The sequence below is a fragment of the Mesorhizobium sp. WSM4935 genome, assembly GCF_029625735.1.
GTDB lineage: Bacteria > Pseudomonadota > Alphaproteobacteria > Rhizobiales > Rhizobiaceae > Mesorhizobium.
This window is the reverse complement of record NZ_JARTVR010000018.1, coordinates 36,811-60,349: the sequence shown is the minus strand read 5'-3', so window position 1 is coordinate 60,349 and position 23,539 is coordinate 36,811. Positions and strand designations below refer to the sequence as shown.

The 23,539-nt window shown below is 64.4% G+C and carries 21 protein-coding genes and 3 pseudogenes; 19 read left to right on the top strand and 5 right to left on the bottom strand.

Features of this window, described 5'->3' with window-relative positions; translation table 11 throughout:
* The first annotated feature begins 28 nt into the window (after positions 1-28).
* The 3 genes from P9273_RS28455 (at position 29) to P9273_RS28445 (ending at position 3,631) form a co-directional block, all read left to right on the top strand.
* The gene (locus P9273_RS28455; RefSeq protein ID WP_278051780.1) at positions 29-1,582 is read left to right on the top strand and encodes a sugar ABC transporter ATP-binding protein; all 1,554 of its coding nucleotides are present in this window, start codon (positions 29-31) and stop codon (positions 1,580-1,582) included.
* Positions 1,579-2,544 carry an ABC transporter permease gene (locus P9273_RS28450; RefSeq protein ID WP_041003652.1) on the top strand — a complete coding sequence of 322 codons (966 nt, stop codon included), beginning with the start codon at positions 1,579-1,581 and terminating at the stop codon, positions 2,542-2,544. The genes P9273_RS28455 and P9273_RS28450 overlap by 4 nt, the downstream gene beginning before the upstream one ends.
* A 70-nt stretch (positions 2,545-2,614) precedes the next feature.
* A complete protein-coding gene (locus P9273_RS28445; protein WP_278051777.1) occupies positions 2,615-3,631 on the top strand; it encodes a zinc-binding alcohol dehydrogenase family protein in 1,017 nt (338 codons plus the stop codon).
* 107 nt (positions 3,632-3,738) lie between these two features.
* Here the strand turns inward: P9273_RS28445 and phnF are convergent, their stop codons facing one another.
* On the bottom strand, positions 3,739-4,485 hold the full coding sequence (gene phnF / locus P9273_RS28440; RefSeq protein WP_278051776.1) for a phosphonate metabolism transcriptional regulator PhnF: 747 nt from the start codon (positions 4,483-4,485) through the stop codon (positions 3,739-3,741).
* Positions 4,486-4,622: 137 nt separating this feature from the next.
* Here phnF and phnG point away from each other — a divergent pair, with 137 nt between their 5' ends.
* The 3 genes from phnG to P9273_RS28425 are packed head-to-tail and all read left to right on the top strand — an operon-like array spanning position 4,623 to position 6,812.
* Complete coding sequence (phnG, locus tag P9273_RS28435) at positions 4,623-5,084, top strand: phosphonate C-P lyase system protein PhnG (RefSeq protein ID WP_278051775.1); 462 nt, start codon at positions 4,623-4,625, stop codon at positions 5,082-5,084.
* Positions 5,084-5,695, top strand: coding sequence for a phosphonate C-P lyase system protein PhnH (gene phnH / locus P9273_RS28430; protein ID WP_278051772.1), 612 nt, complete (start codon positions 5,084-5,086; stop codon positions 5,693-5,695). The genes phnG and phnH overlap by 1 nt, the downstream gene beginning before the upstream one ends.
* 1 nt (position 5,696) lies before the next feature.
* The gene (locus P9273_RS28425) at positions 5,697-6,812 is read left to right on the top strand and encodes a carbon-phosphorus lyase complex subunit PhnI (RefSeq protein ID WP_278051770.1); all 1,116 of its coding nucleotides are present in this window, start codon (positions 5,697-5,699) and stop codon (positions 6,810-6,812) included.
* Between the two features lie 2 nt (positions 6,813-6,814).
* Here the strand turns inward: P9273_RS28425 and P9273_RS28420 are convergent, their stop codons facing one another.
* Positions 6,815-7,003, bottom strand: a complete 189-nt coding sequence (locus P9273_RS28420) for a hypothetical protein (RefSeq protein ID WP_278051769.1) — start codon at positions 7,001-7,003, stop codon at positions 6,815-6,817.
* Between the two features lie 59 nt (positions 7,004-7,062).
* Here P9273_RS28420 and P9273_RS28415 point away from each other — a divergent pair.
* From P9273_RS28415 to phnE (P9273_RS28375), 9 genes and pseudogenes are all read left to right on the top strand, one after another.
* Positions 7,063-7,896: pseudogene (locus P9273_RS28415) on the top strand (alpha-D-ribose 1-methylphosphonate 5-phosphate C-P-lyase PhnJ); the annotation flags it as partial.
* A 132-nt stretch (positions 7,897-8,028) separates the two neighbouring features.
* Positions 8,029-8,805 carry a phosphonate C-P lyase system protein PhnK gene (gene phnK / locus P9273_RS28410; protein WP_140544515.1) on the top strand — a complete coding sequence of 259 codons (777 nt, stop codon included), beginning with the start codon at positions 8,029-8,031 and terminating at the stop codon, positions 8,803-8,805.
* A 69-nt stretch (positions 8,806-8,874) separates the two neighbouring features.
* Positions 8,875-9,582: a phosphonate C-P lyase system protein PhnL gene (gene phnL / locus P9273_RS28405; protein WP_041003761.1), complete on the top strand. Its 708-nt coding sequence runs from the start codon at positions 8,875-8,877 to the stop codon at positions 9,580-9,582.
* Positions 9,579-10,193: a DapH/DapD/GlmU-related protein gene (locus tag P9273_RS28400; protein ID WP_278051766.1), complete on the top strand. Its 615-nt coding sequence runs from the start codon at positions 9,579-9,581 to the stop codon at positions 10,191-10,193. Before phnL ends, P9273_RS28400 begins: the two co-directional genes overlap by 4 nt.
* Positions 10,194-10,327: 134 nt before the next feature.
* A pseudogene (locus tag P9273_RS28395) lies at positions 10,328-11,036 on the top strand (DUF1868 domain-containing protein).
* 116 nt (positions 11,037-11,152) lie between these two features.
* Complete coding sequence (phnC, locus tag P9273_RS28390; protein WP_278051764.1) at positions 11,153-12,010, top strand: phosphonate ABC transporter ATP-binding protein; 858 nt, start codon at positions 11,153-11,155, stop codon at positions 12,008-12,010.
* A gap of 141 nt (positions 12,011-12,151) precedes the next feature.
* The gene (gene phnD, locus P9273_RS28385; RefSeq protein WP_278051762.1) at positions 12,152-13,060 is read left to right on the top strand and encodes a phosphonate ABC transporter substrate-binding protein; all 909 of its coding nucleotides are present in this window, start codon (positions 12,152-12,154) and stop codon (positions 13,058-13,060) included.
* Between the two features lie 158 nt (positions 13,061-13,218).
* A pseudogene (phnE, locus tag P9273_RS28380) lies at positions 13,219-14,174 on the top strand (phosphonate ABC transporter, permease protein PhnE).
* A 1-nt stretch (position 14,175) separates the two neighbouring features.
* Entirely contained in the window at positions 14,176-15,543 is a 1,368-nt protein-coding gene (gene phnE, locus P9273_RS28375) for a phosphonate ABC transporter, permease protein PhnE (protein ID WP_278051761.1), read from the top strand.
* A gap of 279 nt (positions 15,544-15,822) precedes the next feature.
* Here the strand turns inward: phnE (P9273_RS28375) and P9273_RS28370 are convergent, their stop codons facing one another.
* From P9273_RS28370 to P9273_RS28360, 3 genes are all read right to left on the bottom strand, one after another.
* The gene (locus tag P9273_RS28370) at positions 15,823-16,674 is read right to left on the bottom strand and encodes a sugar phosphate isomerase/epimerase family protein (protein WP_278051760.1); all 852 of its coding nucleotides are present in this window, start codon (positions 16,672-16,674) and stop codon (positions 15,823-15,825) included.
* A 223-nt stretch (positions 16,675-16,897) separates the two neighbouring features.
* Positions 16,898-18,085 carry a Gfo/Idh/MocA family protein gene (locus tag P9273_RS28365; protein ID WP_278051758.1) on the bottom strand — a complete coding sequence of 396 codons (1,188 nt, stop codon included), beginning with the start codon at positions 18,083-18,085 and terminating at the stop codon, positions 16,898-16,900.
* Positions 18,086-18,242: 157 nt separating this feature from the next.
* Positions 18,243-19,298, bottom strand: a complete 1,056-nt coding sequence (locus tag P9273_RS28360) for a sugar phosphate isomerase/epimerase family protein (protein ID WP_278051757.1) — start codon at positions 19,296-19,298, stop codon at positions 18,243-18,245.
* Positions 19,299-19,698: 400 nt separating this feature from the next.
* On the opposite strand from P9273_RS28360, the gene P9273_RS28355 reads away from it, so the two are divergent.
* From P9273_RS28355 to P9273_RS28340, 4 genes are read left to right on the top strand one after another with little or no spacing between them, the layout of a single operon-like run.
* A complete protein-coding gene (locus P9273_RS28355; RefSeq protein ID WP_278051756.1) occupies positions 19,699-20,586 on the top strand; it encodes a sugar phosphate isomerase/epimerase family protein in 888 nt (295 codons plus the stop codon).
* Between the two features lie 57 nt (positions 20,587-20,643).
* Positions 20,644-21,813: a mandelate racemase/muconate lactonizing enzyme family protein gene (locus P9273_RS28350; RefSeq protein ID WP_041003687.1), complete on the top strand. Its 1,170-nt coding sequence runs from the start codon at positions 20,644-20,646 to the stop codon at positions 21,811-21,813.
* A 2-nt stretch (positions 21,814-21,815) separates the two neighbouring features.
* Entirely contained in the window at positions 21,816-22,532 is a 717-nt protein-coding gene (locus P9273_RS28345) for a FadR/GntR family transcriptional regulator (protein ID WP_278051754.1), read from the top strand.
* A gap of 5 nt (positions 22,533-22,537) precedes the next feature.
* Positions 22,538-23,515: a hydroxyacid dehydrogenase gene (locus tag P9273_RS28340; RefSeq protein WP_278051753.1), complete on the top strand. Its 978-nt coding sequence runs from the start codon at positions 22,538-22,540 to the stop codon at positions 23,513-23,515.
* The last annotated feature ends 24 nt before the right edge of the window (positions 23,516-23,539 follow it).

Sequence of the window (23,539 nt, the reverse complement as noted above, 5' to 3'; positions counted from 1 at the left end):
CGGTTGAGACCAGTCTGGGAGGATTGTCATGACGTCGACGGCGCAGGACCTGCACCCCGCCCCCACGCTGGCCCCGGGCAGGACGATCCTCGAACTCAACGGACTGGAAAAGCGCTATCCCGGCACGCATGCGCTGAAGCCGGTGCACCTCGCCTTCAAGGCAGGCGAAATCCACGCCATCGTCGGCGAGAACGGCGCCGGCAAGTCGACCCTGATAAAACTTCTGACCGGCGTCATGCCGCGCACTTCCGGCGAGGTCATCTGGGAAGGCAAGCCGGCGGCTCTGGCCACGCCGCATGAGGCGATGGCGCTGGGCATCAATGCCGTCCACCAGGAGGTGGTGCTGTGCCGCCATCTCACCGTCGCCGCCAACATGTTCCTCGGCGAGGAGGAATCCCGCTTCGGCTTGCTGCAGCAACGCGCCATGGTCAAGGAAGCGCAAAAGATCATCGACGGGCTGGGCTTCGACCTGCCGGCGCATGTCGTGCTCGGCGACCTCACCATCGGCCAGCAGCAGCTGATCGCCGCCGCCCGTGCCACGGTGCGCGGCACGAAATTCCTGATCTTCGACGAACCGACCGCCTACCTCACCCGCAAGGAGGCCGATCAGCTCTTCAAGCTGATCCGCCGGCTGAAGGGCGACGGCGTCACGATCATCTATATCAGCCACCGCATGGAGGAAGTGTTCGAGCTTGCCGACCGCGTCTCCGTGCTGCGCGACGGCACTCTGGTCGGCACCCGCGACATTGCCGAGACCGACGAGCCCGAGTTGGTCAAGCTGATGATCAACCGCTCGATCGAGCAGATCTACCACAAGGAGCATTTCACCCCCGGCGCCACGATCGTCGAGACGAAGAACCTCTCCGGCAAAGGCTTCGAGAATGTCTCGGTGACGGTCCGCGCCGGCGAGATCGTCGGCCTCTACGGCCTGATCGGCGCCGGCCGCAGCGAGTTCGTCACCACGCTTTACGGCCGTCACAGGAAGTCAGCCGGCCAGATCCTGTGGGAAGGCAAGGAGGTTCAGGTCAATTCCGAGCATGACGCGATAAGGCTCGGCATGGCGCTCGCCCCGGAAAGCCGCCGCGACCAGGGCCTCTGCCTCAATCTCCCGGTCGGGATCAACCTCAACCTGCCGATCTACAAGCGCATCTCGAGCAATTTTCTGATCTCCGGCGCCAAGGAGAAGACCGAGGCCGACCGCCAGATCGCCGATCTGCGCATCAAGACGCCGACGCGCAATGCGCTGGCTTCCAGCCTCTCGGGCGGCAACCAGCAGAAGATCGTCATCGGCAAATGGCTGGCGCATGGCGCCAAGCTGTTCATCTTCGACGAGCCGACGGTGGGCGTCGATGTCGGCACCAAGGCCGAGATCTACCGCCTGTTCTCGACGCTGCTGTCCAAGGGCGCCGGCATCATCCTGATCTCGTCCTACCTGCCGGAAGTCTACGAGCTTGCCGACACGCTGCATGTGTTCCGGCGCGGCAAGCTGGTCGCCACGCACGGTTTCCGCACCGCCAGCCACGAGGACATTTTGGGTCAGGCACTGGCCGAGAAACAAGAAAAGTCGGGAGGACAAAAATGAGCACCGAGGCGATCCCCGCCGAAAAACCCAAGCGCAATTTCAACGCCCTCTTCGGCCTGACGCTGCTTGGCCTGCTGGTTCTGATGTGGATCGTGCTGGCCGTCGCCACGCCCTCCTTCGCCACGGCGCTCAACATCACCAACCTTTTGCGCCAGGGCTCGCTGATCGCCATCCTCGCCGTCGGCCAGACGTTCGTCATCATCACCGGCGGCATCGACCTCTCGGTCGGCGCTATCGTCGGCTTCACCACCGTCATCGTCGCCCTGCTGATCAATGCAGGCTGGCCGATCTGGGTCGCCGTGCTCGTCACCTTGCTCGTCGGCGTGGCCATCGGTCTGTTCCATGGCTTCGGCATCGTCAAGATGGGCCTGCCGCCTTTCATCATCACGCTTGCCACCATGACGTCGCTGCGCGGCATCGGCTTGCTGATGACCAACGGTAACTCGATCTCGATCAACAGCGATTCGTTCCAGGCCTTCTCGCGCGGATCGCTCGCCGGCATTCCCTACCTGTTCTGGATGGTGATCTTGGTCGCCGTGCCGTCCTACATTTTCCTGCATCACACGCGTTGGGGCCGCTATCTCTTCTCGGTAGGCTCCAATGCGGAGGCGGCGCGCCTGTCGGGCGTCAACGTGCCGCGCACCATCTACATGGCCTATGTCCTGTCCGGCCTGCTGGCGGCTTTCGTCGGCGTGCTGCTCGCCTCGCGCATCGGCATCGGCAACCCGACGCAGGGCGACACCTATGAACTGCAGGCCATCGCCTCGTCGGTCATCGGCGGCACCTCGCTGTTCGGCGCCATCGGCTCCGTGCACGGACCGCTGATCGGCTCCTTCATCCTGTCGACGATCAACAACGGCGCCAACCTGCTCAACGTCAACACCTTCTGGCAGCGTGTCATCACCGGAGCGCTGATCATTGTCATCGTCTACTTCGACGGCCTGCGCCGGCGAGGCAAGTGAATCCTCCCTGAACTCCGCGCCGGCCCCGCATGACGAGGCCGGCGCTCTTTTTTGAACACTGGATCTGCACATGAAAGCCGTCGTCTGCCGCTCGCCCGGCGAGCTTGTCCTCGAAGACCGCGCCGAGCCCGGCGCGCCCCCACACGGCTGGGCGCGCATCGCCGTCAGCCATGTCGGCATCTGCGGCACCGACTACCACATCTTCGAAGGCAAGCATCCCTTCCTCGCCTATCCGCGCATCATGGGCCACGAGGTTTCCGGTACCATCGTCGAGAAAGGCGAAGGCGTCGATCTCGCCGTCGGCGAACCGGTGATCATCAACCCCTATCTCGCCTGCGGCAAATGCATCGCCTGCCGGCACGGCAAGCCGAATTGCTGCGTGAAGATCGAAGTGCTCGGCGTCCACCGCGACGGCGCCATGTGCGACGAGATCCTGGTGCCGGCGCAGAACCTTTACCCGGCAAACGGCCTGTCGCTGTCCGACGCCGCTGCAGTGGAATTCCTGGCGATCGGCGCGCATGCGGTGCGCCGATCGCTCGGGCTGCCCGGCCAGCGCACGCTGGTCATCGGCGCTGGCCCGATCGGCCTCGGCACGGCGATCTTCGCGCGCATCGCGGGGCTCGATGTCAGCCTGCTCGACATGAGCGCCGAGCGGCTCGGCTTCGCCGAAAAAGAGCTCGGCTTTGCCCCTCTGGACAGCTCAAAGGCGGCAGCGACCGACCTGGTGCGGCAGGCAACCGGTGGCGAAGGGTTCGACCTCGTCTTTGACGCGACCGGCAACACGCAATCGGTGCAATCCGCCTTCGCCCATGTCGCGCATGGCGGCACGCTGGTGCTGGTCAGCGTCGTCAAGGACGACATCACCTTCTCCGACCCCGAATTCCACAAGCGCGAGATGACGCTAGTCGGCAGCCGCAACGCGCTCAAGGCCGACTTCGAGCATGTGGCCGCATCGATCCGCAATGGCGCCGTGCCGTTGGCGAAACTCGTCACCCATCGCACAACGCTCGCCGGGACGCCGCGTGACCTGGCCAGATGGACGCATGAGAAATCGGGGCTGATCAAGGCGGTCATCGAGGTCGGGTGAGCGCCGCTAGAGCAATTCCAGGAAAAGTGTGAGCGGTTTTCCGTCCGGAATTGCGTAAAAACAGATAGATAGGGCGTTTCGCCGTTTCCGTGAAACGGTGAAACGCACTAATAGCCGGCCGACAGCCTCAATTCGACCCGCTCCGCCGGAAAGCGCGACTCCGCGAACTGGATCGGCTCACCGTCCAGCGTGACGTTGACGGCGACCGTCACCAGCACGATGGCGCCGGGCTGGAGATCGAGGGCTGCAAGGTCGTCGGCATCGGCATGGCGTGCCGACAGCACGGTCGAATGCCTCAGATAGTCATTGACGCCGAAGCGCTTCAGCGAGGCGGTGATCGACCCCGTTTCCGCCATTGCCGCCTCGATGCCAGCGAAGCGTTTGGCGTCGAACCAGGTGGTTGCGCGTGACACCGCATGCCCGTCGGCCTCGCCGCGCGTCTCCAGGCGAATGACGGCCGCGCCCTTCGCTATGCCAAGCGCCTCGGCGACGCGCCGGCTGGCCGGCTCCGTCGACGACGACAAGAGCGCGATATGCCGCTCGCTCGTCTGCCCTTGCAGCCCGGTCGAGAAGCGCGTGCGTGCGCCGATCGGATAGGACAGCCTTTTGCGCGACAGGACGAAGGTGCCGCGTCCCTGCTCGGCCTTCAGCACGCCTTCCTGCACAAGTGCCGCAATGGCGCTGCGCACCGTATGGCGGTTGACGCCGTAGCGCTCGGCCAGCGCTATCTCGGGCGGCAGCGCCGCGTTCTCGGCGAAATCGCCGCTCGCGATCCCCTGCAATATCTTGTCGGCGATCTGCCGCCACAGCGACACACCGTTGCGCCTTTCGATGCTGCGTGCCAGTCCGCTCATTTCCCCGCCCCCAACGCCCTCACCCTACTTTTGCGCCCCCTGTCATCCACCCGTCATGGACTCTCATTAGGAGGTAGGTATAATTTGTATAGTTGTCTATATCAATAGACAAATTTTCAGATGCAGGGAGCGATGCGATGCGAGGACAGGAAGCGCGCGAGCAGGCCGGCCGAAAGGCGTTGATGGCGACGCTGGCGCACGCCGAAGCCGATGAGATCGCCCGCCTGTGGAACGAGTCGGGCCTGCCCTCCGAGGCCGAGCTTTTGCGCGGCCCCGAAACCGGACTGGTGACGGTGCGCGGACGGATCGGCGGCGGCGGCGCGCCCTTCAATGTCGGCGAGGCGACCGTCACCCGCGCCACGGTGCGGCTGCCCTCGGGCCGGGTCGGCCATTCCTATGCGCTCGGCCGCGACAAGGGCAAGGCCAGGCTCGCGGCCATCGCCGACGCGCTGTGGCAGGACCCGACGCACCGCGAAACGGTCGAGACGAAGCTCGCGGCGCCCTTGCGCGCGGCGCTCGATGCGGCGCGCGAGACAAAACGCGTCGAAACGGCGGCCACGGAAGTGGATTTCTTCACCATGGTGCGCGGAGAGGACTGATGGATATCGCCACGCAATCGATCGACGGCGGCTTTGCCGAGCCGGTCTTCAACGCCCAGACCGTGTTCCGCGCCATCATGGACGCGATGGCCCACCCTGGCACGGTCCAGCCGCTGCCGCAACTCGCCCGCCCGCCCGCGCCGCTGTCGGCGACGGCCGGCGCCGTGGCGCTCTCGCTCTGCGACAACGACACGCCGGTCTGGCTCGATCCGCCGCTGCAGGCGGAAACCTCGGTCAAGGCCTGGCTTGGCTTCCACACCGGCGCGCCCCTGGCCAACACCCCCGCCGACGCACATTTCGCCTTGATCGCCAATCCGAAGGAGGTGGCCGCACTCGACGGTTTTGCGCAAGGCACGCAGGAATATCCCGACCGCTCGACGACGCTGATCCTCCTGGTCGACGACCTTGCTTCTGGCCCGTCGCTGCTGCTCGAAGGTCCGGGGATCGAAACGACGGCGATGATCGCGCCTCCAGGGATGCCGCGCCATTTCGTCGAGCAGTGGAAGCAGAACAACCAGCGTTTCCCGCGCGGCGTCGACATCATCCTGGCGGCGCCAGGCCACCTCGCCTGCCTGCCGCGCACCACCCGCATCAAGACGATGGAGGCGTGACATGTATGTCGCGGTGAAAGGCGGCGAGGCCGCCATTGCCAATGCGCACCGCCTGCTTGCCGATCGCCGCCGCGGCGACCGCTCGGTGCCGGCGCTGCGCCTCGACCAGATCGTCGAGCAGCTGGCGCTCGGCGTCGACCGCGTGATGAGCGAGGGCTCGCTGTATGATCGCGAGCTTGCGGCTCTGGCCGTCGTCCAGGCGCGCGGCGACATGATCGAGGCGATCTTCCTGGTGCGCGCCTACCGCACAACGCTGCCGCGCTTCGGCTACACCAATCCGGTCGACACCGGCGCGATGCAGGTCGAGCGGCGCGTGTCGGCCACCTACAAGGACCTGCCCGGCGGGCAGGTGCTCGGCCCGACCTTCGACTACACGCACCGCCTGCTCGATCCGGAGCTTGCCGCCGGCGCCGAGGTCGAGACGCCGGCGCAGCGCCCGGTCGAGCCGGAGGCCATGCCGCGCGTTTCCGCGATCCTTGCCCATGAAGGTCTGATCGAGGCCGACGGCGACATGCCGCTTGACCATGTGCCTGGCGACATCACGCGCGAGCCGCTGCAGTTCCCGATGGCACGCGACATCCGCCTGCAGGCGCTGTCGCGTGGCGACGAAGGTTTCCTGCTGGCGCTCGGCTATTCCACGCAACGCGGCTACGCCCGCAATCACCCCTTTGTCGGCGAGGTGCGCATCGGCGAGGTCGAGCTGGAGCTGGACGTGCCGGAGCTGCCTTTTGCCGTGCCGCTCGGCTCGATCCGCGTCACCGAATGCCAGATGGTCAACCAGTTCAAGGGTTCGGCCAAGGCGCCGCCGCAATTCACCCGCGGCTATGGCCTGGTCTTCGGCCAGAGCGAGCGCAAGGCGATGGCCATGGCGCTGTGCGACCGGGCGCTGCGCGCGAGCGAGCTCGGCGAGGATGTCGTCGCCGCTGCGCAGGACGAGGAGTTCGTCATCTCGCATTCCGACAATGTGCAGGCGACCGGCTTCGTCGAGCATCTGAAGCTGCCGCATTATGTCGACTTCCAGGCCGAGCTCGGCCTCGTCCGCCGCATGCGCGCCGAATACGAAGCGCGGCAAAACGAGAACAAGGTCGCCGAGGAAAAGCGGGAGGCAGCGGAATGAACTTAGTGTCCGCTACCGGAATGTCCGCCGCCGATAAAGCCTCCACTTCCACCGTAGGTGGCGCCGCCAACTGTCTCGCCGCGAGGGGACTCTTTCGGCGTCGGAAGAACCATTTTGCGCAAAGCAAAAGCGGAGATGCCGACAAACACCAGCAACAGCACCCCAAGATGCATCCATCCGGTGAAAGTCATATGGCCGGGCTCCTGCGTTCTGAACATCGAATATGTAGCAAAGAGCGGACGTGATCACCATGACCGACATCGCCACCTACAACTTCGCCTATCTCGACGAGCAGACCAAGCGGATGATCCGCCGCGCCATCCTGAAGGGCATCGCCATCCCCGGCTACCAAGTGCCTTTCGCCTCGCGCGAGATGCCGATGCCCTATGGCTGGGGCACCGGCGGCGTGCAGGTCACCGCCTCGATCATCGGTCCGGACGATGTGCTGAAGGTCATCGACCAAGGCGCCGACGACACGACCAACGCCGTCTCGATCCGTGCCTTCTTCAAGAAGGTCGCCCAGGTCGCCGTCACCACGGAGACCGCGAAGGCGACGATCATCCAGACGCGCCACCGCATCCCGGAGCAGCCGCTGACCGCCGGCCAGGTGCTGGTCTTCCAGGTGCCGATCCCCGAGCCGCTGCGTTTCCTAGAGCCGCGCGAGACCGAAACGCGCAAGATGCATGCGCTGGAGGAATATGGCCTCATGCATGTGAAGCTCTACGAGGACATCGCCAGGCACGGCCGCATCGCCACCACCTATGCTTATCCGGTCAAGGTCGAGGGCCGCTATGTGATGGATCCTTCGCCGACGCCGAAATTCGACAATCCGAAGATGCACCGCTCGCCGGCCTTGCAATTGTTCGGCGCCGGCCGCGAGAAGCGCATCTATGCGGTGCCGCCTTTCACCGACGTCGTCAGCCTCGATTTCGAGGATCATCCCTTCGAGGTGCAGACATTCGACCAGCCTTGCGCGCTCTGCGGCGCCGAGAATGTCTACCTCGACGAGGTCATCCTCGACGACCATGGCGGCCACATGTTCGTCTGCTCGGATACCGACCATTGCGAGAAGCGGCGAGCCGATCCTACCTCCCCCTCGTGGGGAGGTCGCGCCGAAGGCGCGGGTGGGGGTCTTGACCAATCCACATCTCACTCAACCCCCACCCCGGCGCCGCGCGCCGACCCTCCCCACAATGGCGAGGAGTAAGGAGGCCGAATGACCGACGAACCGCTGCTGCGCGTTTCCGCGCTGTCCAAATTCTACGGCTCGCGCGTCGGCTGCGAGAACGTCACCTTCGACCTCTGGCCGGGCGAGGTCCTGGCGGTGGTCGGCGAGTCCGGTTCCGGCAAGACGACGCTGCTCAACTGCCTGTCGACCAGGCTGCTACCTTCCTCCGGCACCGCGAGCTACCGCATGCGTGACGGCCAATGGCGCGAGCTCTATCGCATGAGCGAGGCCGAGCGCCGCTTCCTGATGCGCACCGACTGGGGCTTCGTCCATCAGAACCCCGCGGACGGCTTGCGCATGACGGTGTCAGCCGGCGCCAATGTTGGCGAGCGGCTGATGGCGGTCGGCGACCGCCACTACGGCAAGATCCGCGCCACCGCCGTCGACTGGCTGTCGCGCGTCGAGATCGACGAGGACCGCATCGACGACGAGCCGCGCGCCTTTTCCGGCGGCATGCGCCAGCGCCTGCAGATCGCCCGCAACCTCGTGACCGGCCCGCGGCTCGTCTTTATGGACGAGCCCACCGGCGGCCTCGACGTCTCGGTGCAGGCCCGCCTGCTCGACCTGCTGCGCGGGCTGGTCACCGATCTCGGCCTGGCGGCGATCGTCGTCACCCACGACCTCGCCGTGGCGCGGCTTCTGTCGCAGCGCATGATGGTGATGAAGGACGGCCGCGTCGTCGAAAGCGGCCTGACCGACCGCGTGCTCGACGATCCGCGTGCGCCCTACACCCAGCTTCTCGTTTCTTCCATTTTGCAGGTCTAGCCGCATGGTCCCGAAAAGTGGAAACCGGTTTTCGGACCAGACCATGCGGCACAACAAAGGGCTCTGATGATGGCTACGCCGCTTGTCGTTTCCGATGTCGCCAAAAGCTTCACCATGCATCTGCGCGACGGCGTCACGCTGCCGGTGGTGACGGGTGTTTCCTTCTCGATCCGCGCCGGCGAATGCGCCGTGCTCGGCGGTCCGTCTGGCGCCGGAAAAAGCTCGATCCTCAAGATGCTCTACGGCAACTATGCCGTCGATGAAGGCCAGATCATCGTCCAGCATGGCGGCGGGTTGATTGACCTCGCTTCCGCCAGCCCGCGCACCGTGCTTGCCGTGCGCCGCCATACTATCGGCTATGTCAGCCAGTTCCTGCGCACCGTGCCGCGTGTTCCCGCGCTCGACGTCGTCGCCGAGCCGCTGGTCGAGCGCGGCGAGGATCGCGAGATTGCGCGGGCGAAGGCTCGCTCCTTGCTTGCGCAGCTCAACCTGCCGGAAAAACTCTGGGCCTTGCCGCCCGCGACCTTCTCGGGCGGCGAGCAGCAGCGCGTCAACATCGCGCGCGGCTTCATCACCGAGCATCCGATCCTTTTGCTCGACGAGCCGACCGCCTCGCTTGACGCGAAGAACCGCGATGTCGTGGTCGAGCTCATCGCCGCCAAGAAGGCGGCGGGGGTTGCCCTGCTCGGCATCTTCCACGATCTCGATGTACGTGAGGCTGTCGCCGATCGCGTCATCGACGTCACCGCCTTTGCCGCCGGAAAGATCGCCGCATGAAGAAGCTTTCGGAGACGCCGCTGATCCATCCGACGGCGCAGGTCGAAAACTCGACGCTCGGCCGCTGGACCGAGATCGCCGAGCGCAGCCGCGTCGCCGAATGCGAGCTGGGCGACTATTCCTACATGATGCAGGACTGCGTCGTCTGGTGCGCGACCATCGGCAAGTTCTCAAACATCGCCGCTGCGGTGCGCCTCAACGCCACCAACCACCCGACCTGGCGGCCGACACTGCACCACTTCACCTATCGCGCCTCCGACTATTGGGACGACGCCGAGCATGAAAGCGCGTTCTTCGCCGAGCGCCGCGCCAAGCGCGTCATCATCGGCCACGACACCTGGCTCGGCCACGGCTCGACCATCCTGCCCGGCGTGACCGTCGGCGACGGCGCGGCCGTCGGCGCCGGCGCAGTGGTGTCGAAGGATGTCGCGCCCTACACCATCGTCGGCGGCGTTCCGGCGAAACCGATCCGCGAGCGCTTCGACCGCCGCACCGCCGAGCGCTACCAGGCTTTGGCCTGGTGGGACTGGGATCATGCAAGGCTACGCGCCGCCCTCGACGATTTCCGCGAATTGGAGGCCGAGGCGTTCCTGGAAAAATATGGCGGCTAACGGTTGTGAATGCTGAATGGTCAATGGTGAATGGTGCTGACGAATAAGGATCAGGGGAGCCTTCTTCACCATTCACCATTCACATCCCTGACATAGGACTCGGACAGGAGACGATTTCCCGCAAGGAGATCGCCATGATCGAAACCGTCAGACCCTCGCTCACTGGATTTTCGAAGGCACCAACCCAGCGCCGCCCACGCATCTCGGCACTCGTTACGACGCGTCGGGCAACTTCCTCCTCGAACCGGGCAACACGGTCGTCTGCCATCTGGTCGAGGGCTCGGCTTCCCAAGCGGCGATCATCAGGGTACGCGAGCGCATGCTCGCCATGCCGGATGCCGATCGGCTCGCCTTCACGCCGATCTGCAGCCTGCATATGACGCTCTTCCAGGGCATCATCGAATACCGGCGCCGCCTCCCTACTGGCCCGCCCGCGTGCCGCTCGACGCCGGTATCGACGCCATGACCCGCCTCTATCTCGATCGCCTGCAAGGCTTCGAGGGACACAGCCCCTTCAAGGTCAAGACTGTCGAAGTTGTGCCGACCGGCCTCACCGTCGCCGGCGCCACCGAGGAAGACCGCCGGATCCTGAAAACGTGGCGCGATGCCCTTTCAGTGCCGTTCGGCTATCGCCACCCGGACCACGACACCTATGTCTTCCACATCACCTTCGCCTACCAGCTCCGTCGTCTCGCCGACGAGCGTGCCTTCGCCTGGCAGGATCTGTTCGACGAGAGCCTGTTCTTCCTCGAGCGGGAAGCCCCGGTGGTCGAGCTCAAGCCGCCGGCCTTCTGCAGCTTCAAGGACATGAAGCATTTCGAGGAATTGCTGGTGCTTGGTTGAATCTCCAAGCCTGTGACTCGTAACAAAACTGACATCAATCCGACACCCCAGCTTCATCGGCCTGCGCTAGCGAAGGTTAACAGACCTGCAAAACCGCGACGGACTGGAGCTTTGGTATGTCGGCATCATCGGCCACGCTGGAAATTCGCGGCGTAACCCGACGATTTGGCAAGAACGTCGCTGTCAGCGACATCAACATCTCGATCCCGCGCGGTCAGATGGTCGGCATCATCGGCCGCTCCGGCGCCGGCAAGTCGACGCTGCTGCGCATGATCAATCGCCTCATCGATCCCAGCCAGGGATCGATTTTTTTTGACGGCGCCGAGGTCTCCAGCCTGCAGGGCTCGCCGCTGCGGCGCTGGCAGCGCGACTGCGCCATGATCTTCCAGCAGTTCAACCTCGTGCCGCGCCTTGACGTGCTCACCAACGTGCTGCTCGGCCGCCTCAACCATCGTTCGACCGTTTCCAACCTGCTCGGCATGTTCACGCGCACCGAATGCGCGGAGGCGGTGGCCGCGCTGGAGCGCCTCGACATCGCCCGTACCGCGCTGCAGCCGGCCGGCACGCTGTCCGGCGGCCAGCAGCAGCGTGTGGCGATCGCCCGCGCCATGATGCAGCAGCCGAAAGTACTTCTGGCCGACGAGCCGATCGCCTCGCTCGATCCGCTCAACGCCAAGGTGGTGATGGATTCGCTGCGCGACATCAATCTGCGCGAAGGCATCACCGTCGTCACCAATCTGCACACGCTGGACACCGCGCGCGCCTATTGCAACCGCATCATCGGCATGGCCGCCGGCAAGGTCGTCTTCGACGGCGCCCCCGAAGACCTCGATCGCGAAGCCGTGCGCACCGTCTATGGCGCCGATGCCAGCGGCGCCGAGATCTCCGAGGCCATCACGTCGACCAGCGTGACCATCAGGCCGAAGATTATCGCATCCGCCGGACCGCTCGAACCAGCCTTCCCTGGCTACTGACTCCGCGCCCCGGCCCCAACAGGTCCGGGCAAATCGTGGATTTCAGCCGAGCAACCCGGATCGCCCGCCAGCGTCAACGGCAAGACTTGAAAAATCAGAACGCCGCCGGCGCGCAGCCGGAACAACAGGAGAGAGATCACAATGTTCAGAAAGATGGTTTTTGCGGGCGTTTCACTGCTCGCCATGGCGGCAAGCGCCGCGCACGCCGCCGACATCAAGGAATTCCGCGTCGGCATCCTCGGCGGCGAGAACGAGACCGACCGTCTGCGCAACTACCAGTGCCTCGCCGATCATCTGAAGGCCGAATTCGGCTTCGAGAAGGTGTCGCTGTTCCCGGCCGCCGACTATGACGGTGTCATCCAGGGCCTGCTCGGCGGCACGCTCGACTTCGCCGAGCTCGGCGCGTCCGGCTACGCCAGCGTCTATCTGAAGGACCCGAAGGCCGTCACCCCGATCCTCACCACCAAGCAGACCGACGGCTCGACCGGCTATTATTCGATCGGCCTGGCGCTGAAGTCCTCCGGCATCACCGACATCAAGTCGGCCAAGGGCAAGAAGCTCGGCTACGCCGATCCGGACTCGACCTCGGGCTATCTGATCCCGCTGACCCAGATTCCGAAGGACACCGGCGCTTCCAACGAAACCTACTTCGCCTCGACCCAGTTCAACGGCGGCCATGAGAACAACATCCTGGCCGTCCGCGACGGCAAGGTCGACGTGGCGGTGGACGATTCTTCCGGCATCGGCGACTTCAAGAACGGCTACACCTCCGGCACCTTCCACAAGGAAGTCGCCAAGGGCGCCGTCGACCCGAACGACTTCGTCGAAGTGTGGCGCTCGGGCCTGATCCCGAATGGCCCGCTGGTCGTGCGCACCGCGCTCGGCGACGACATGACCGCCAAGCTCGCCGCTTTCTTCACCGCCCTGCCGGCCAAGGACAAGGCCTGCTTCGAAGGCGTCGAGGGTGGCGACTTCACCGGCTACGTCCCGGTGAAGCCGGACTTCTACAACGTCATCATTGAAGCCCGCAAAGCCGCTATCGGCGGTTGAGGCATCAGGAAAAGGGCGGCGCTCACCAAAGCGACGTGCGTCCACTTGGACGCACAAAGTACGCTTTGGCACTTTGGATTGCCGCATCGGACTTTCCGAAAATCGGATTTCGATTTTCGGGCCGATGCGGCGGCGCCGCCCTTTTTGCATTCTCGATCATGACCCTTTCGACAACAATCCATTCCGACGCGACCCGCCAGCAGGCCGATGCCTGGCGGCGCCAGACCTCGCTGCGCCGCTTCTACACCGCGCTTGGCGTCGCCCTGCTGCTTGTCGCCATGGGCGCGACCATGTGGTTCGCCGACGAGGCCAATGCCGGCCACTTCTTCGACCGGCTGCCGCACATCCTCGATTTCCTGAGCTGGCTGGTTCCGAAGGACTGGAACGACGTCTGGCGGGCGCTGTTTGACATCGCTTCGCCCAACGACAAGGGCACGCAGGAGTTCAATTTCCCGCTCGGCCGCGTCTATATCTGGGGCGGCTTCTACATCCCCGAATATTTCGAGTTGATGCTGACCACGGTGAACGTGGCGCTGGTCTCGACCTTCATCGGCTTCGTCTTCGCCGTTCCTTCTCCTTCATCGCCGCGCGCAACCTGACGCCGAGCCCGATCCTGCGTCTCATCGTCAAGCGCTTCATGGAACTGCTGCGCGCCTTTCCAGAGATCGTGATTGCAGGCCTGTTCGCGGCCATCGTCTCGATCGGCCCCGTGGCAGCCATCATCGCCATCGGCCTGCATTCGATCGGCGCGCTGGGCAAGCTGTTCTACGAGATTAACGAGAATATCGACATGCGCCCCGAGGAGGGCCTGCGCGCCGTCGGCGCCAACTGGTTCGAGCGCGTGCGCTTCGCCGACCTGCCGCAGGTGTTGCCCAATTTCATGTCCTACACGCTGCTCCGGATCGAGATCAACGTGCGCATCTCGACCATCATGGGCGCAGTCGGCGGCGGCGGCATCGGCGAGGAACTGAAGCTCGCCATTTCGCGCGGCTTCGGCGCCAAGACGCTGGCGTTGGTGCTCCTGCTCTTCATCACCATCTTCCTCGTCGACCAGTTCTCCGCCTGGCTGCGCCGCAAGCTCGTAGGCGAGCAGGCTTTCCTGATGAGCGCGTGATATGGCTGCCATGACCGCCGACGAACTAAGCGCGATCGAGCACCGCCACCCGCAGATATTCCGGCGGCCGGCCTACAAGCGCTTCTGGCCGCTGCTGCTGATCGTAGGCACAGCGCTCTATCTTGCCTATGCCTTGTGGTTCTTCAGCCTGCCGCAGGTGCTGCGACAGTCGCATTGGGAGCGCCTGCCGCTCTTCCTATCGCAATGGATCAGCTACGACCTCCAGCCGGAATTCCGGCTCGACCAGCCCGAGATCACGCCGAAATATCCGCGCTTCTCGGCGCTTGGCGAAAACCCCGATCCCGATTGGGTGATCAAGAACCCCGACGGCACTTACACCGTCCAGATCGACGGTAGCGCCAAATCCGTCACCTTCGACAAGACCAGGGCGACGATCACGGCAAATGGCGAAACCGTGCCCATATCGCTGACCGGCGGCAAGCCGGTGGTCACGGGCCCAGTGCCCGACTGGGTGACCGTCCATGACGACGAGATCGTCGCCAAGATGGGCTTTGTCGGCGAGGTGCGGGTCACGGTCGACCGCGTCAAAGTGCGCAAGCGCTTCCTCGGCTGGGCGAATTTCGTCTTCGACACGCGCTCGCCCTTTTTCGGCAAACCGGCCGGCGAGGTCATCTCGCTGATCGTCTCCGGGCCTGAGCTCCGGCCCGGCACGTCCAACCTCGCTCTGGCGGCCGACAACATCTGGAACAATGCGCAGTGGCAGCATGGCGACGTCTGGACGAAGCTGCTGCAGACCATCGTCATGGCGTTCCTCGGCACGCTGCTCGGCGGCATCGTCGCCTTCCCGCTTGCCTTCTTCGCCGCCCGCAACATCACGCCGAGCGGCGTGCTGAGCCAGGTGCTGAAACGCTTCTTCGACTTCATGCGCTCGGTCGACATGCTGATCTGGGCGCTGTTCTTCACCCGCGCCTTCGGCCCCGGACCGCTGGCCGGCAGCGCCGCGATCTTCTTCACCGAAATCGGCACATTGGGCAAAACCTATTCCGAGGCGCTGGAGAACATCGACGATAAGCCACGCGAAGGCGTGCTGTCGACCGGCGCCAACGGCATTTTGGTGCAGCGCTACGGCGTGCTGCCGGAAGTGGTGCCGGTCTTCATCAGCCAGACGCTCTACCAGTGGGAATCCAACACCCGCGGCGCGACCATCATCGGCGCCGTCGGCGCCGGCGGCATCGGCCTGAAGCTTTGGGAAGCGATGCGCACCAATTCCAACTGGGCCAATGTCTTCTACATGGTGCTGTTGACGCTGGCCGTCGTGTTCATCTTCGACAACATCTCGAACTTCCTGCGCCGAAGGCTGAGCCGCACGCTGCATGATTACAATCGGCTGCAGGCTGAGCGGGGGTAGGCTTGTGACGCAAAAGCGTGGGCATCGTATAGTGCCGCGCCAAGGGTCGACCCCCACTCCGTCGAGCTTCGCTCGACACCTCTCCCCCGGTCGACGGGGTAGAGGAAATGCGCCAGACTGTCGGAGCTGCGCCTGTCCTCGAAGGCCTCTCCCGGCGCCGGGCTCCCTTCCTCTCCCTCCGGAGGGGGGAGAGGTGGCTCGGCGAAGCCGAGACGGAGTGGGGGAACCACCTGGCAACCACTATGAACGCAAATTATAAATGGACCGGGCACGGGGCGCCTAAGCGGCGCTCTGCCACCCATCCCTGATATGCCGATACCCCTCCCGATAAACCGCCTCCGGGCTCTCCGCGAAATCGCGCCAAACCTTCGTCGCCGCCGCCAGATCCTTCAGCGAGCGTCCGAACGACTCGATGGTCAGCCAGTCGTCATAGCCGCTCTTTCGGATGGCAGAAAAGGTTTCCTTCCACGGGATGTTGCCCCGCCCCGGCACGCCGCGGTCGTTCTCCGAAATATGGATATGAACGATGTTCCTCCGGTTGCGCGTGTAGGCGCCGATCGGATCTGCCTCCTCGATATTGGCATGGAAAGTATCGTACATCGCCCTGATGTGCGGCCGGCCGATCGCGTCGATATGCTCTGACAGGTCGGCCATGGTGTTGACCAGATAGCATTCGAAGCGGTTGAGCGCTTCCAGCCCGATGGTGACGCCCTTCTTGCCGGCATGGTCGCCAATGGCGCGCTGCGAGGCGACCGAGCGCTTCTTCTCCGCGGAAGTCGGCCCGCTGCCGGAAAAGACGCCGAGCGTCGAATGCAGCGGCCCGCTGAGTGTGTTGGCGCCAAGGGCGGCGCTGCAGTCGATCGCCCATTTCATGTAATCGATGCCGGCCTTGCGCGTGGCGCCATCCGGCGAGATCAGGTTCATCGCCGGATCGCCCATGGCCGAGACCGCGGTGCGCTCCAGACCGATGCGGTCGAGCATTTCGCCGAGTTTTTTGTAGTCGTCAGGCGTCCCGACAAAGACCGGTATCTCGACGCCATCGAAGCCGGTCGCCTTGATGTCTTTGAGCAGCGTCTCGTGCTTCATCGAGACGCTGGTGGTCCACAAGAACATGCACATGCCGATTTTCATCGACACCCCCTTCCCACTTGCGGCCAGCCATTTAGGCTGGCGGGCCACACCCCTCTCATCCGGCCGCTTCGCGGCCACCTTCTCCCCGGTGGGGAGAAGAGGTCGGCGCCGGCGTTGCTTGTCTCCTCTCCCCTCGGGAAGAGGTCGGATTGCCCCGAATTGCTCTTCGCAATTCGGCTGGCAATCCGGGTGAGGGGAACTCCCTTGGACGACGCAGCCGTCCCTAGAGCTTCGTCCACGCCCCATTCTTCTTCGACGACTTCACGCAGGCCTCGATGAAGGCCATGCCTTCGACTCCGTCCGCGATCGTCGGGAAGACCACATCCTTGCCCGGTTTGCCGCCCTTTCTGCGTGCTGCCCGGATCGCTCGCGCGGCCTCCTGGTAGATGTTGGCGAAGCCTTCGAGATAACCCTCCGGATGGCCGGACGGCACGCGGCTGACGCGCGCGGCTACCGGAATCGCGCCGGCGCCTGCCCGCGTCAGAAGCTGCTTCGGTTGGCCGAAGGGCGTGTACCAGAGATAGTTCGGATCGGCCTGGACCCATTCCAGCCCGCCCTTGGAGCCGTAGATGCGCAGCTTCAGCCCGTTCTCATGGCCTGGCGCCACCTGGCTCGCCCAGATCATGCCCTTGGCCGGATGCTTGTCGCCGACCGGCTTGAAGCGCAGCATGACGTTGACATTGTCGTCGAGCTGGCGTCCCGGCACGAACGCGTCGAGATCGGCCGACAAGGAATCCAGCTCCAGTCCCGACACGAAGCGGGCAAGATTATAGGCATGCGTGCCGATGTCGCCCAGCGCGCCCCCAGCGCCCGCCTGCTTGGGGTCGGAGCGCCATGATGCCTGCTTCTGGCCGGTGGCGGCGAGGTCCTCGGTCAGCCAGTCCTGCGGATATTCCGACTGCACGATGCGGATGTCGCCAAGCATGCCTTTGGCCACCATCTCGCGTGCCTGCCTGATCATCGGATAGGCCGTGTAATTGTGGGTGAGCACGAACACCTTGCCGGTCTTCTCGACAAGCGCCGCGAGCTTCTTGGCTTCCGCCAGCGAGGTTGCCAGCGGCTTGTCACAGATGACATGGATGCCCGCCTCGAGGAAGGCTTTCGCCGCCGGGACATGCACATTGTTGGGCGTGACGATCGCCACCGCCTCGATGCCGTCCGGACGCTTGGCTTCAGCCTTGGCCATCTCGGCATAGGAGCTGTAGCTGCGCTCCGGATCTAGCCCGAGTTCGGCGGCGGAAGCCTTTGCCCGCGCCGGGTCCGACGACAGCGCGCCGGCCACCAGCACGAAGTCATTGTCCATGCGCGCTGCGATGCGGTGCACTGCGCCGATGAAAGCGCCCTGCCCGCCGCCAACCATGCCATAGCGGATCGGGCCGCCTCCCGCTTCCGACTTCGATGCGCCGACCATTTTTGTCCCTCCATTGTCTGAGATACCCCTCCCCCTTGAGGCGAGGGTGTCCCGCAGGGCCGGGTGGGGTCGATAGGTGCCGAGGTCTACGCCCGGCGACCCTCCCCGATCCGCTGCGCGGATCGACCCTCCCCTCAAGGGGGAGGGAACGCAAGTGTCAAATCCCCATCATCGCCCGCAACAGCTTCTTGTCGGTTGTGCCGGCGGCGAAATCGTCGAAGGCCTTCTCCGTCACTCGGATGATGTGGTGCTGGATGAAAGGCGCGCCCTCGGCCGCGCCGTCCTCGGGATGCTTCAGGCAGCACTCCCATTCCAGCACCGCCCAGGAACCGTAATTGTACTGGGTGAGCTTGGAGAAGATGCCGCCGAAATCCACCTGCCCGTCGCCCAGCGAACGGAAACGGCCCGCCCGGTTCACCCAGCCCTGGTAGCCGGAATAGACGCCTTGCCGCCCGGTCGGGTTGAACTCGGCGTCCTTCACATGGAACGCCTTGATGCGCTCGTGATAGATGTCGATGAACTCGAGATAGTCGAGCTGCTGCAGCAGGAAATGCGACGGATCGTAGTTGATGTTGCAGCGCTTGTGCCCGCCAACCGCGTCTAAAAACATCTCGAAGGTCGCGCCGTCGAACACGTCTTCGGAAGGATGGATCTCGTAGCCGACGTCGACGCCATTGTCCTCATAGACATCGAGGATCGGCCTCCAGCGCTTGCCGAGTTCGTCGAAAGCTTCCTCGATCAGCCCGGCCGGCCGCTGCGGGAAGGGATAGAGGTAAGGGAAGGCCAACGAGCCGGTGAACGAGACTGAAGCGTTCAGCCCCAGATTGCGCGATGCCTTGGCGCCGAACTTCATCTGTTCGACGGCCCATTCCTGCCGTGCCTTGGGATTGTTGTGCACCGATGGCGGCGCGAAGCCATCCATCTGCGCGTCATAGGCGGGATGCACCGCCACCAGTTGGCCCTGCAGATGCGTCGACAATTCAGTGACCTCGACGCCGGCGTCAGCGCAGATGCCTTTCACCTCGTCGCAATAGGCCTTCGACGACGCAGCTTTCTTCAGATCAAAGAGGCGTCCGTCCCAGGTCGGGATCTGCACGCCCTTGTAGCCGAGCCCTGCCGCCCACTTGGTTATCGAAGCCAGCGAATTGAACGGCGCGGCGTCACCCGCGAACTGCGCCAGAAACAGGCCGGGACCCTTCATCGTCGTCGGCATCGGCATCCTCCCTCTTTGTTTTCGCGAACCAAGCATAGCGTCGATTGGAGCAAGGGCCAGCCTGTTTGGTCGGTCCTATCGGCATCTGAACGCCATGTCATTCTGGTATTACCAAATCCCGTAATTCGGTCAAGCGCCGGAAAACCTCGAAGGAGGAGGCGACCGCGAGTCAAAAAAGCAAAATTACCTCGTTAAATCATGAAATTGACCGAGATGCGGAGCTTCCAATGCCCACTTCTTGCCGCGCATGAAAATTTGCTGTAGAGGTCATGGCAGGCCCAATTGGTCGAACCAGTTTCGAGGAAAATGCTGGCAACGCCTTGGGGAGGAAACGTGCGGCGGCCTCTGTCGGAGGCGTCGCGGGTAAAATGTGACAGGCGAATTCTGGGAAGGATAGACCATGCATCTTTCGACGCACAATTGGATGCGGGCGGAGCCGCTCGAAGTGACGCTAAAGCGCATCAAGAAATTCGGCTACGAATCGATCGAGATTTCCGGCGAGCCCGAGCAATACAAGACCAAGGAGACGCGCGCGCTTCTGAAGGAGCACGGCATTCGCTGCTGGGGCTCGGTGACGCTGATGCTGGGCGAACGCAACCTCGCCGCCAAGGACCAGGGCCAGCGTGAGCGTTCGGTCCAATATGTCAAGGACGTGCTCACCATGGTGAGCGAGCTCGACGGCGAGATCATCACGCTCGTGCCCGCGACCGTCGGCAAGGTCGTGCCGGACGGCACCGAGGCGGAGGAATGGGGTTGGGTGGTCGACGCCACGCGCGAATGCTTCACCCATGCCAAGAAGGTCGGCGTCAGGATCGCCGTCGAGCCGCTCAATCGCTTCGAGACCTACCTCTTCAACCGCGGCGCCCAGGCGCTGGCGCTCGCCGATGCGGTGAGCCCTGAATGCGGCGTCTGCCTCGACGCCTACCACATCCACATGGAGGAATTTAACGTCTATGACGCGATCCGTCAGGTCGGGAAGCGCCTGTTCGACTTCCATGTCGCCGACAACAACCGCTTCGCCGCCGGCCTTGGCCAGATCGACTGGCCGAAGATCGTCGGCACGCTGAAGGAGATCGGCTATGACGGCGCGCTGACGAACGAATTCGTCGCACCCGTCGACCGCACGCCGGCCGCGCCCTATCCGGAGATGGTCGAGCGCAATCCGGTCGACATCTCGCCCGAGCAGCTCAAGTTCATCCAGGACCACGGCTCCAGCTTGCTCACGGAAAAGTTCTACACCGACCAGATGCGCATCACCGCTGAAACGCTGCTGCCACTGATCAAGTGACTTCCGACTGAAACCTGTCCCTTCCGCCCGGCGGGCGGAAAGGCCCGAAGGAAAAACATGCGCATCAAAAGCGTCCAGGCCTGGTGGGTTCGTATCCCGATCGAAGTCGCGAAGCAGCATCGCAGCGATTTCGGTCAGGTGACGACGTTCGACGCCGCCATTCTGCGCATAGAGACCGATGACGGCCTGGTCGGCTGGGGTGAGGGCAAGAACGCCGCCGGCAGCGCCGGCAGCTACGGTGCGCTGGTCCACATGCTGAACCACGAGATCGCGCCGCAACTCATCGGCCGCGACCCGGCCGACATCGGCATCATCTGGGAGATGCTCTATAACGGCGTTCGGCACGAGACGGCGGCGCATGCCGGCCATGCCATGCCGCAGCTGGCGCGGCGCGGCATGAGCGTGGCGGCGATCAGCGCCGTCGATATCGCGCTCTGGGACATCCTCGGCAAGGCGCTCGGAAAGCCGGTGTGGCGGCTGCTCGGCGGCCGCAAGGTCGAGCGCATGCAGGCCTATGCCTCGGGCGGCTGGGCCCCCGCCGACGCGATTGGCGAGCAGTTAAAATCCTACATCGCCAAGGGTGGCTTCAAGGCGCTGAAGATGCGCGTCGGCGCCATGGACGGCGCCCCGCATATTTCGGCCGCGCGCGTGCGCGCCGCGCGAAAGGCGATCGGCCCCGACGTCGATCTGATGGTCGATGCGCACGGCACCTATACCGTCGCCGAGGCCAAGCGCTTCATCAAGCTCACTGCCGATCTCGACCTTGCCTGGTTCGAGGAACCGGTGATCGCCGACGACAAGCCGGGCATGGCCGAGGTGCGCGCCTCCGGCTCGACCCCAATCGCCACCGGCGAGAGCGAGGCGACGCGCTATGCCTTCCGCGACCTGGCGATGCAGAAATCCGCCGACATCTTCCAGCCGGATCCGGCATTTTGCGGCGGCATCAGCGAGGCGATGAAGATCGGCACCATCGCCAGCGCCTTCAACCTGCGCTTCGCGCCGCATCTATGGGCCGGCGCGCCCTGCTTCTTTGCCGGGTTGCATGTGTGTGCCGCCTCGCCCGCTAGCTTCATCATCGAATATTCGCTCGGCGCCAATCCGATGATCCACGACCTGGTCGAGGAGACTGTCGAAGCGAAGGACGGTATGATAGCGATCCCTGAAAAGCCTGGTTTGGGATTCACCATCTCCGAGCGATTCCTGGAGGCGCACGCGCAACGTATTTGACGATGAAAGAAAAGAACCTTCTCGCGGAACTTGCCGCTTATCTCTTCTCCAACTCGGACAAGGAGTCCGGCCGCACGCCGTCGGAACGGGAGTTGGCGGAACATTTCGGCGTCAGCCGCGGCCAGATCCGCGAGGCGCTCGCCATCCTCGAAGCCATGCGCATCGTCGAGCGGCGCGCCAAATCCGGCATCTACATCGACACCAAGCAGGCGAGCGTGGAAGCGTTGGCGCTTTTCGCCCGCGCGGGTCTGCCGCTCGATCCGGTGCAGATCTACGAAACCGTCGAATTGCGCAAGATCCACGAGATCAAGGCGGCCGAGCTTGCCTGCTCGCGTGCCACAGAGGAGAACTTCGAGCGCCTGCGCGAGATCCTGAAAGCCTCGGAAGAACGCATCGCCGCCGGCGAAGGCCTCGCCAAGGAGGACCGCGAGTTCCACCTCGAGATCGTGCGCGCGACCAAGAACAGCGTCTTCCACAACATCTGCAGCGTCTATTACCTGATGGGCGAGCAGCGCCTGCCGATCTATTTCAACGACCCCGAACGCAGCGTGCGCTCGCATGCCGAGCACATCCAGATTTACGAAGCGCTGCTGCGCCGCGACGGCAATCTCGCCCAGGCCTTGATGAATGCCCATCTGCAGGGCGCCGAGAGCTACTGGAAGGGGATCATCGAAGGCCGCGGGACTGAGACGAGAAGCCCGGCGCTCGAGAAGGCTTGAGTTCGGTGCGCAAGATACTCTCGACGCACCCGCTGCATCCGCGCGCCACGGCCATGCTGGCCGGTGCCGGGCGGCTTGCGATCGCTTCCGCGCTCGATCCCAAGACGCTGACCGAGGAGGCCCGCGACGCCGACATTGTCATCGTGCGCGCGCCGCTGCCGCCGGAGCTGTTTGCGAGTGCTTCGAATTTGCGCGCCGCGATCCGCCATGGCGCCGGGCTGGATATGATCCCGGTCGAGTCCGCGACCGCCGCCGGCGTGCTGGTCGCGAACGTGCCTGCCGTCAACGCCCGCTCGGTCGCCGAGCATGTGATGTTCACCGCCCTTGCCCTGTTGCGCCGCTTCCGCGTGATGGACCGCGACCTGCGCGCCAAGGGTTGGCTTGCTGGGCGCGAGCATGCCAATTCGACCAGCGAGCTGGCCGGCAAGACCATCGGCATCGTCGGCCTCGGCGCCGTCGGCCAGGCTGTCGGCCATATCGCCGCGCACGGCTTCGACCTCAATGTCGTGGCGACGACGCGCAGCCTGCGCCCGGCGCCCGAGCGTGTCGGCTTCCTGTCGATCGACGCGCTGGTCGAGCAGAGCGACATCATCGTGCTCTGCTGCCCGCTGACGCAGGAAACGCGCGGCCTGATCAGCCGCGAGCACATCGCCCGCATGAAGCCCGACGCGCTGCTGATCAATGTCTCGCGCGGCCCGGTGGTGGACGACGAGGCGCTGATCGAAGCGCTGCAGCAGGGCCGTATCGGCGGCGCTGCGCTCGACGTCTTTTCCACGCAGCCGCTGCCGCCCAACCATCCTTATTTCGGCTTCGGCAATGTCATTATCACCCCGCATATGGCCGGCATCACCGAGGAATCGATGATGCGCATGGGCGTCGGCGCCGCCGGCGAGGCGCTGCTGGTGCTCGCCGGCAAGCTGCCGGTCAATCTGCGCAATCCGGAAGTCGTCGAGCACTACCGGCGGCGCTTTCCGGCCACCTGAAGTCCGCGCCTCAATTTTCGCCGA

What these genes read in the sequence shown, in the direction of transcription:
- P9273_RS28455 (WP_278051780.1), top strand. Translation starts at nt 29, where the DNA reads ATGACGTCGACGGCGCAGGACCTGCACCCCGCCCCCACGCTGGCCCCG.
- P9273_RS28450 (WP_041003652.1), top strand. Translation starts at nt 1,579, where the DNA reads ATGAGCACCGAGGCGATCCCCGCCGAAAAACCCAAGCGCAATTTCAAC.
- P9273_RS28445 (WP_278051777.1), top strand. Translation starts at nt 2,615, where the DNA reads ATGAAAGCCGTCGTCTGCCGCTCGCCCGGCGAGCTTGTCCTCGAAGAC.
- phnF (WP_278051776.1), bottom strand. Translation starts at nt 4,485, where the DNA reads ATGAGCGGACTGGCACGCAGCATCGAAAGGCGCAACGGTGTGTCGCTG.
- phnG (WP_278051775.1), top strand. Translation starts at nt 4,623, where the DNA reads ATGCGAGGACAGGAAGCGCGCGAGCAGGCCGGCCGAAAGGCGTTGATG.
- phnH (WP_278051772.1), top strand. Translation starts at nt 5,084, where the DNA reads ATGGATATCGCCACGCAATCGATCGACGGCGGCTTTGCCGAGCCGGTC.
- P9273_RS28425 (WP_278051770.1), top strand. Translation starts at nt 5,697, where the DNA reads ATGTATGTCGCGGTGAAAGGCGGCGAGGCCGCCATTGCCAATGCGCAC.
- P9273_RS28420 (WP_278051769.1), bottom strand. Translation starts at nt 7,003, where the DNA reads ATGACTTTCACCGGATGGATGCATCTTGGGGTGCTGTTGCTGGTGTTT.
- phnK (WP_140544515.1), top strand. Translation starts at nt 8,029, where the DNA reads ATGACCGACGAACCGCTGCTGCGCGTTTCCGCGCTGTCCAAATTCTAC.
- phnL (WP_041003761.1), top strand. Translation starts at nt 8,875, where the DNA reads ATGGCTACGCCGCTTGTCGTTTCCGATGTCGCCAAAAGCTTCACCATG.
- P9273_RS28400 (WP_278051766.1), top strand. Translation starts at nt 9,579, where the DNA reads ATGAAGAAGCTTTCGGAGACGCCGCTGATCCATCCGACGGCGCAGGTC.
- phnC (WP_278051764.1), top strand. Translation starts at nt 11,153, where the DNA reads ATGTCGGCATCATCGGCCACGCTGGAAATTCGCGGCGTAACCCGACGA.
- phnD (WP_278051762.1), top strand. Translation starts at nt 12,152, where the DNA reads ATGTTCAGAAAGATGGTTTTTGCGGGCGTTTCACTGCTCGCCATGGCG.
- phnE (WP_278051761.1), top strand. Translation starts at nt 14,176, where the DNA reads ATGGCTGCCATGACCGCCGACGAACTAAGCGCGATCGAGCACCGCCAC.
- P9273_RS28370 (WP_278051760.1), bottom strand. Translation starts at nt 16,674, where the DNA reads ATGAAAATCGGCATGTGCATGTTCTTGTGGACCACCAGCGTCTCGATG.
- P9273_RS28365 (WP_278051758.1), bottom strand. Translation starts at nt 18,085, where the DNA reads ATGGTCGGCGCATCGAAGTCGGAAGCGGGAGGCGGCCCGATCCGCTAT.
- P9273_RS28360 (WP_278051757.1), bottom strand. Translation starts at nt 19,298, where the DNA reads ATGCCGACGACGATGAAGGGTCCCGGCCTGTTTCTGGCGCAGTTCGCG.
- P9273_RS28355 (WP_278051756.1), top strand. Translation starts at nt 19,699, where the DNA reads ATGCATCTTTCGACGCACAATTGGATGCGGGCGGAGCCGCTCGAAGTG.
- P9273_RS28350 (WP_041003687.1), top strand. Translation starts at nt 20,644, where the DNA reads ATGCGCATCAAAAGCGTCCAGGCCTGGTGGGTTCGTATCCCGATCGAA.
- P9273_RS28345 (WP_278051754.1), top strand. Translation starts at nt 21,816, where the DNA reads ATGAAAGAAAAGAACCTTCTCGCGGAACTTGCCGCTTATCTCTTCTCC.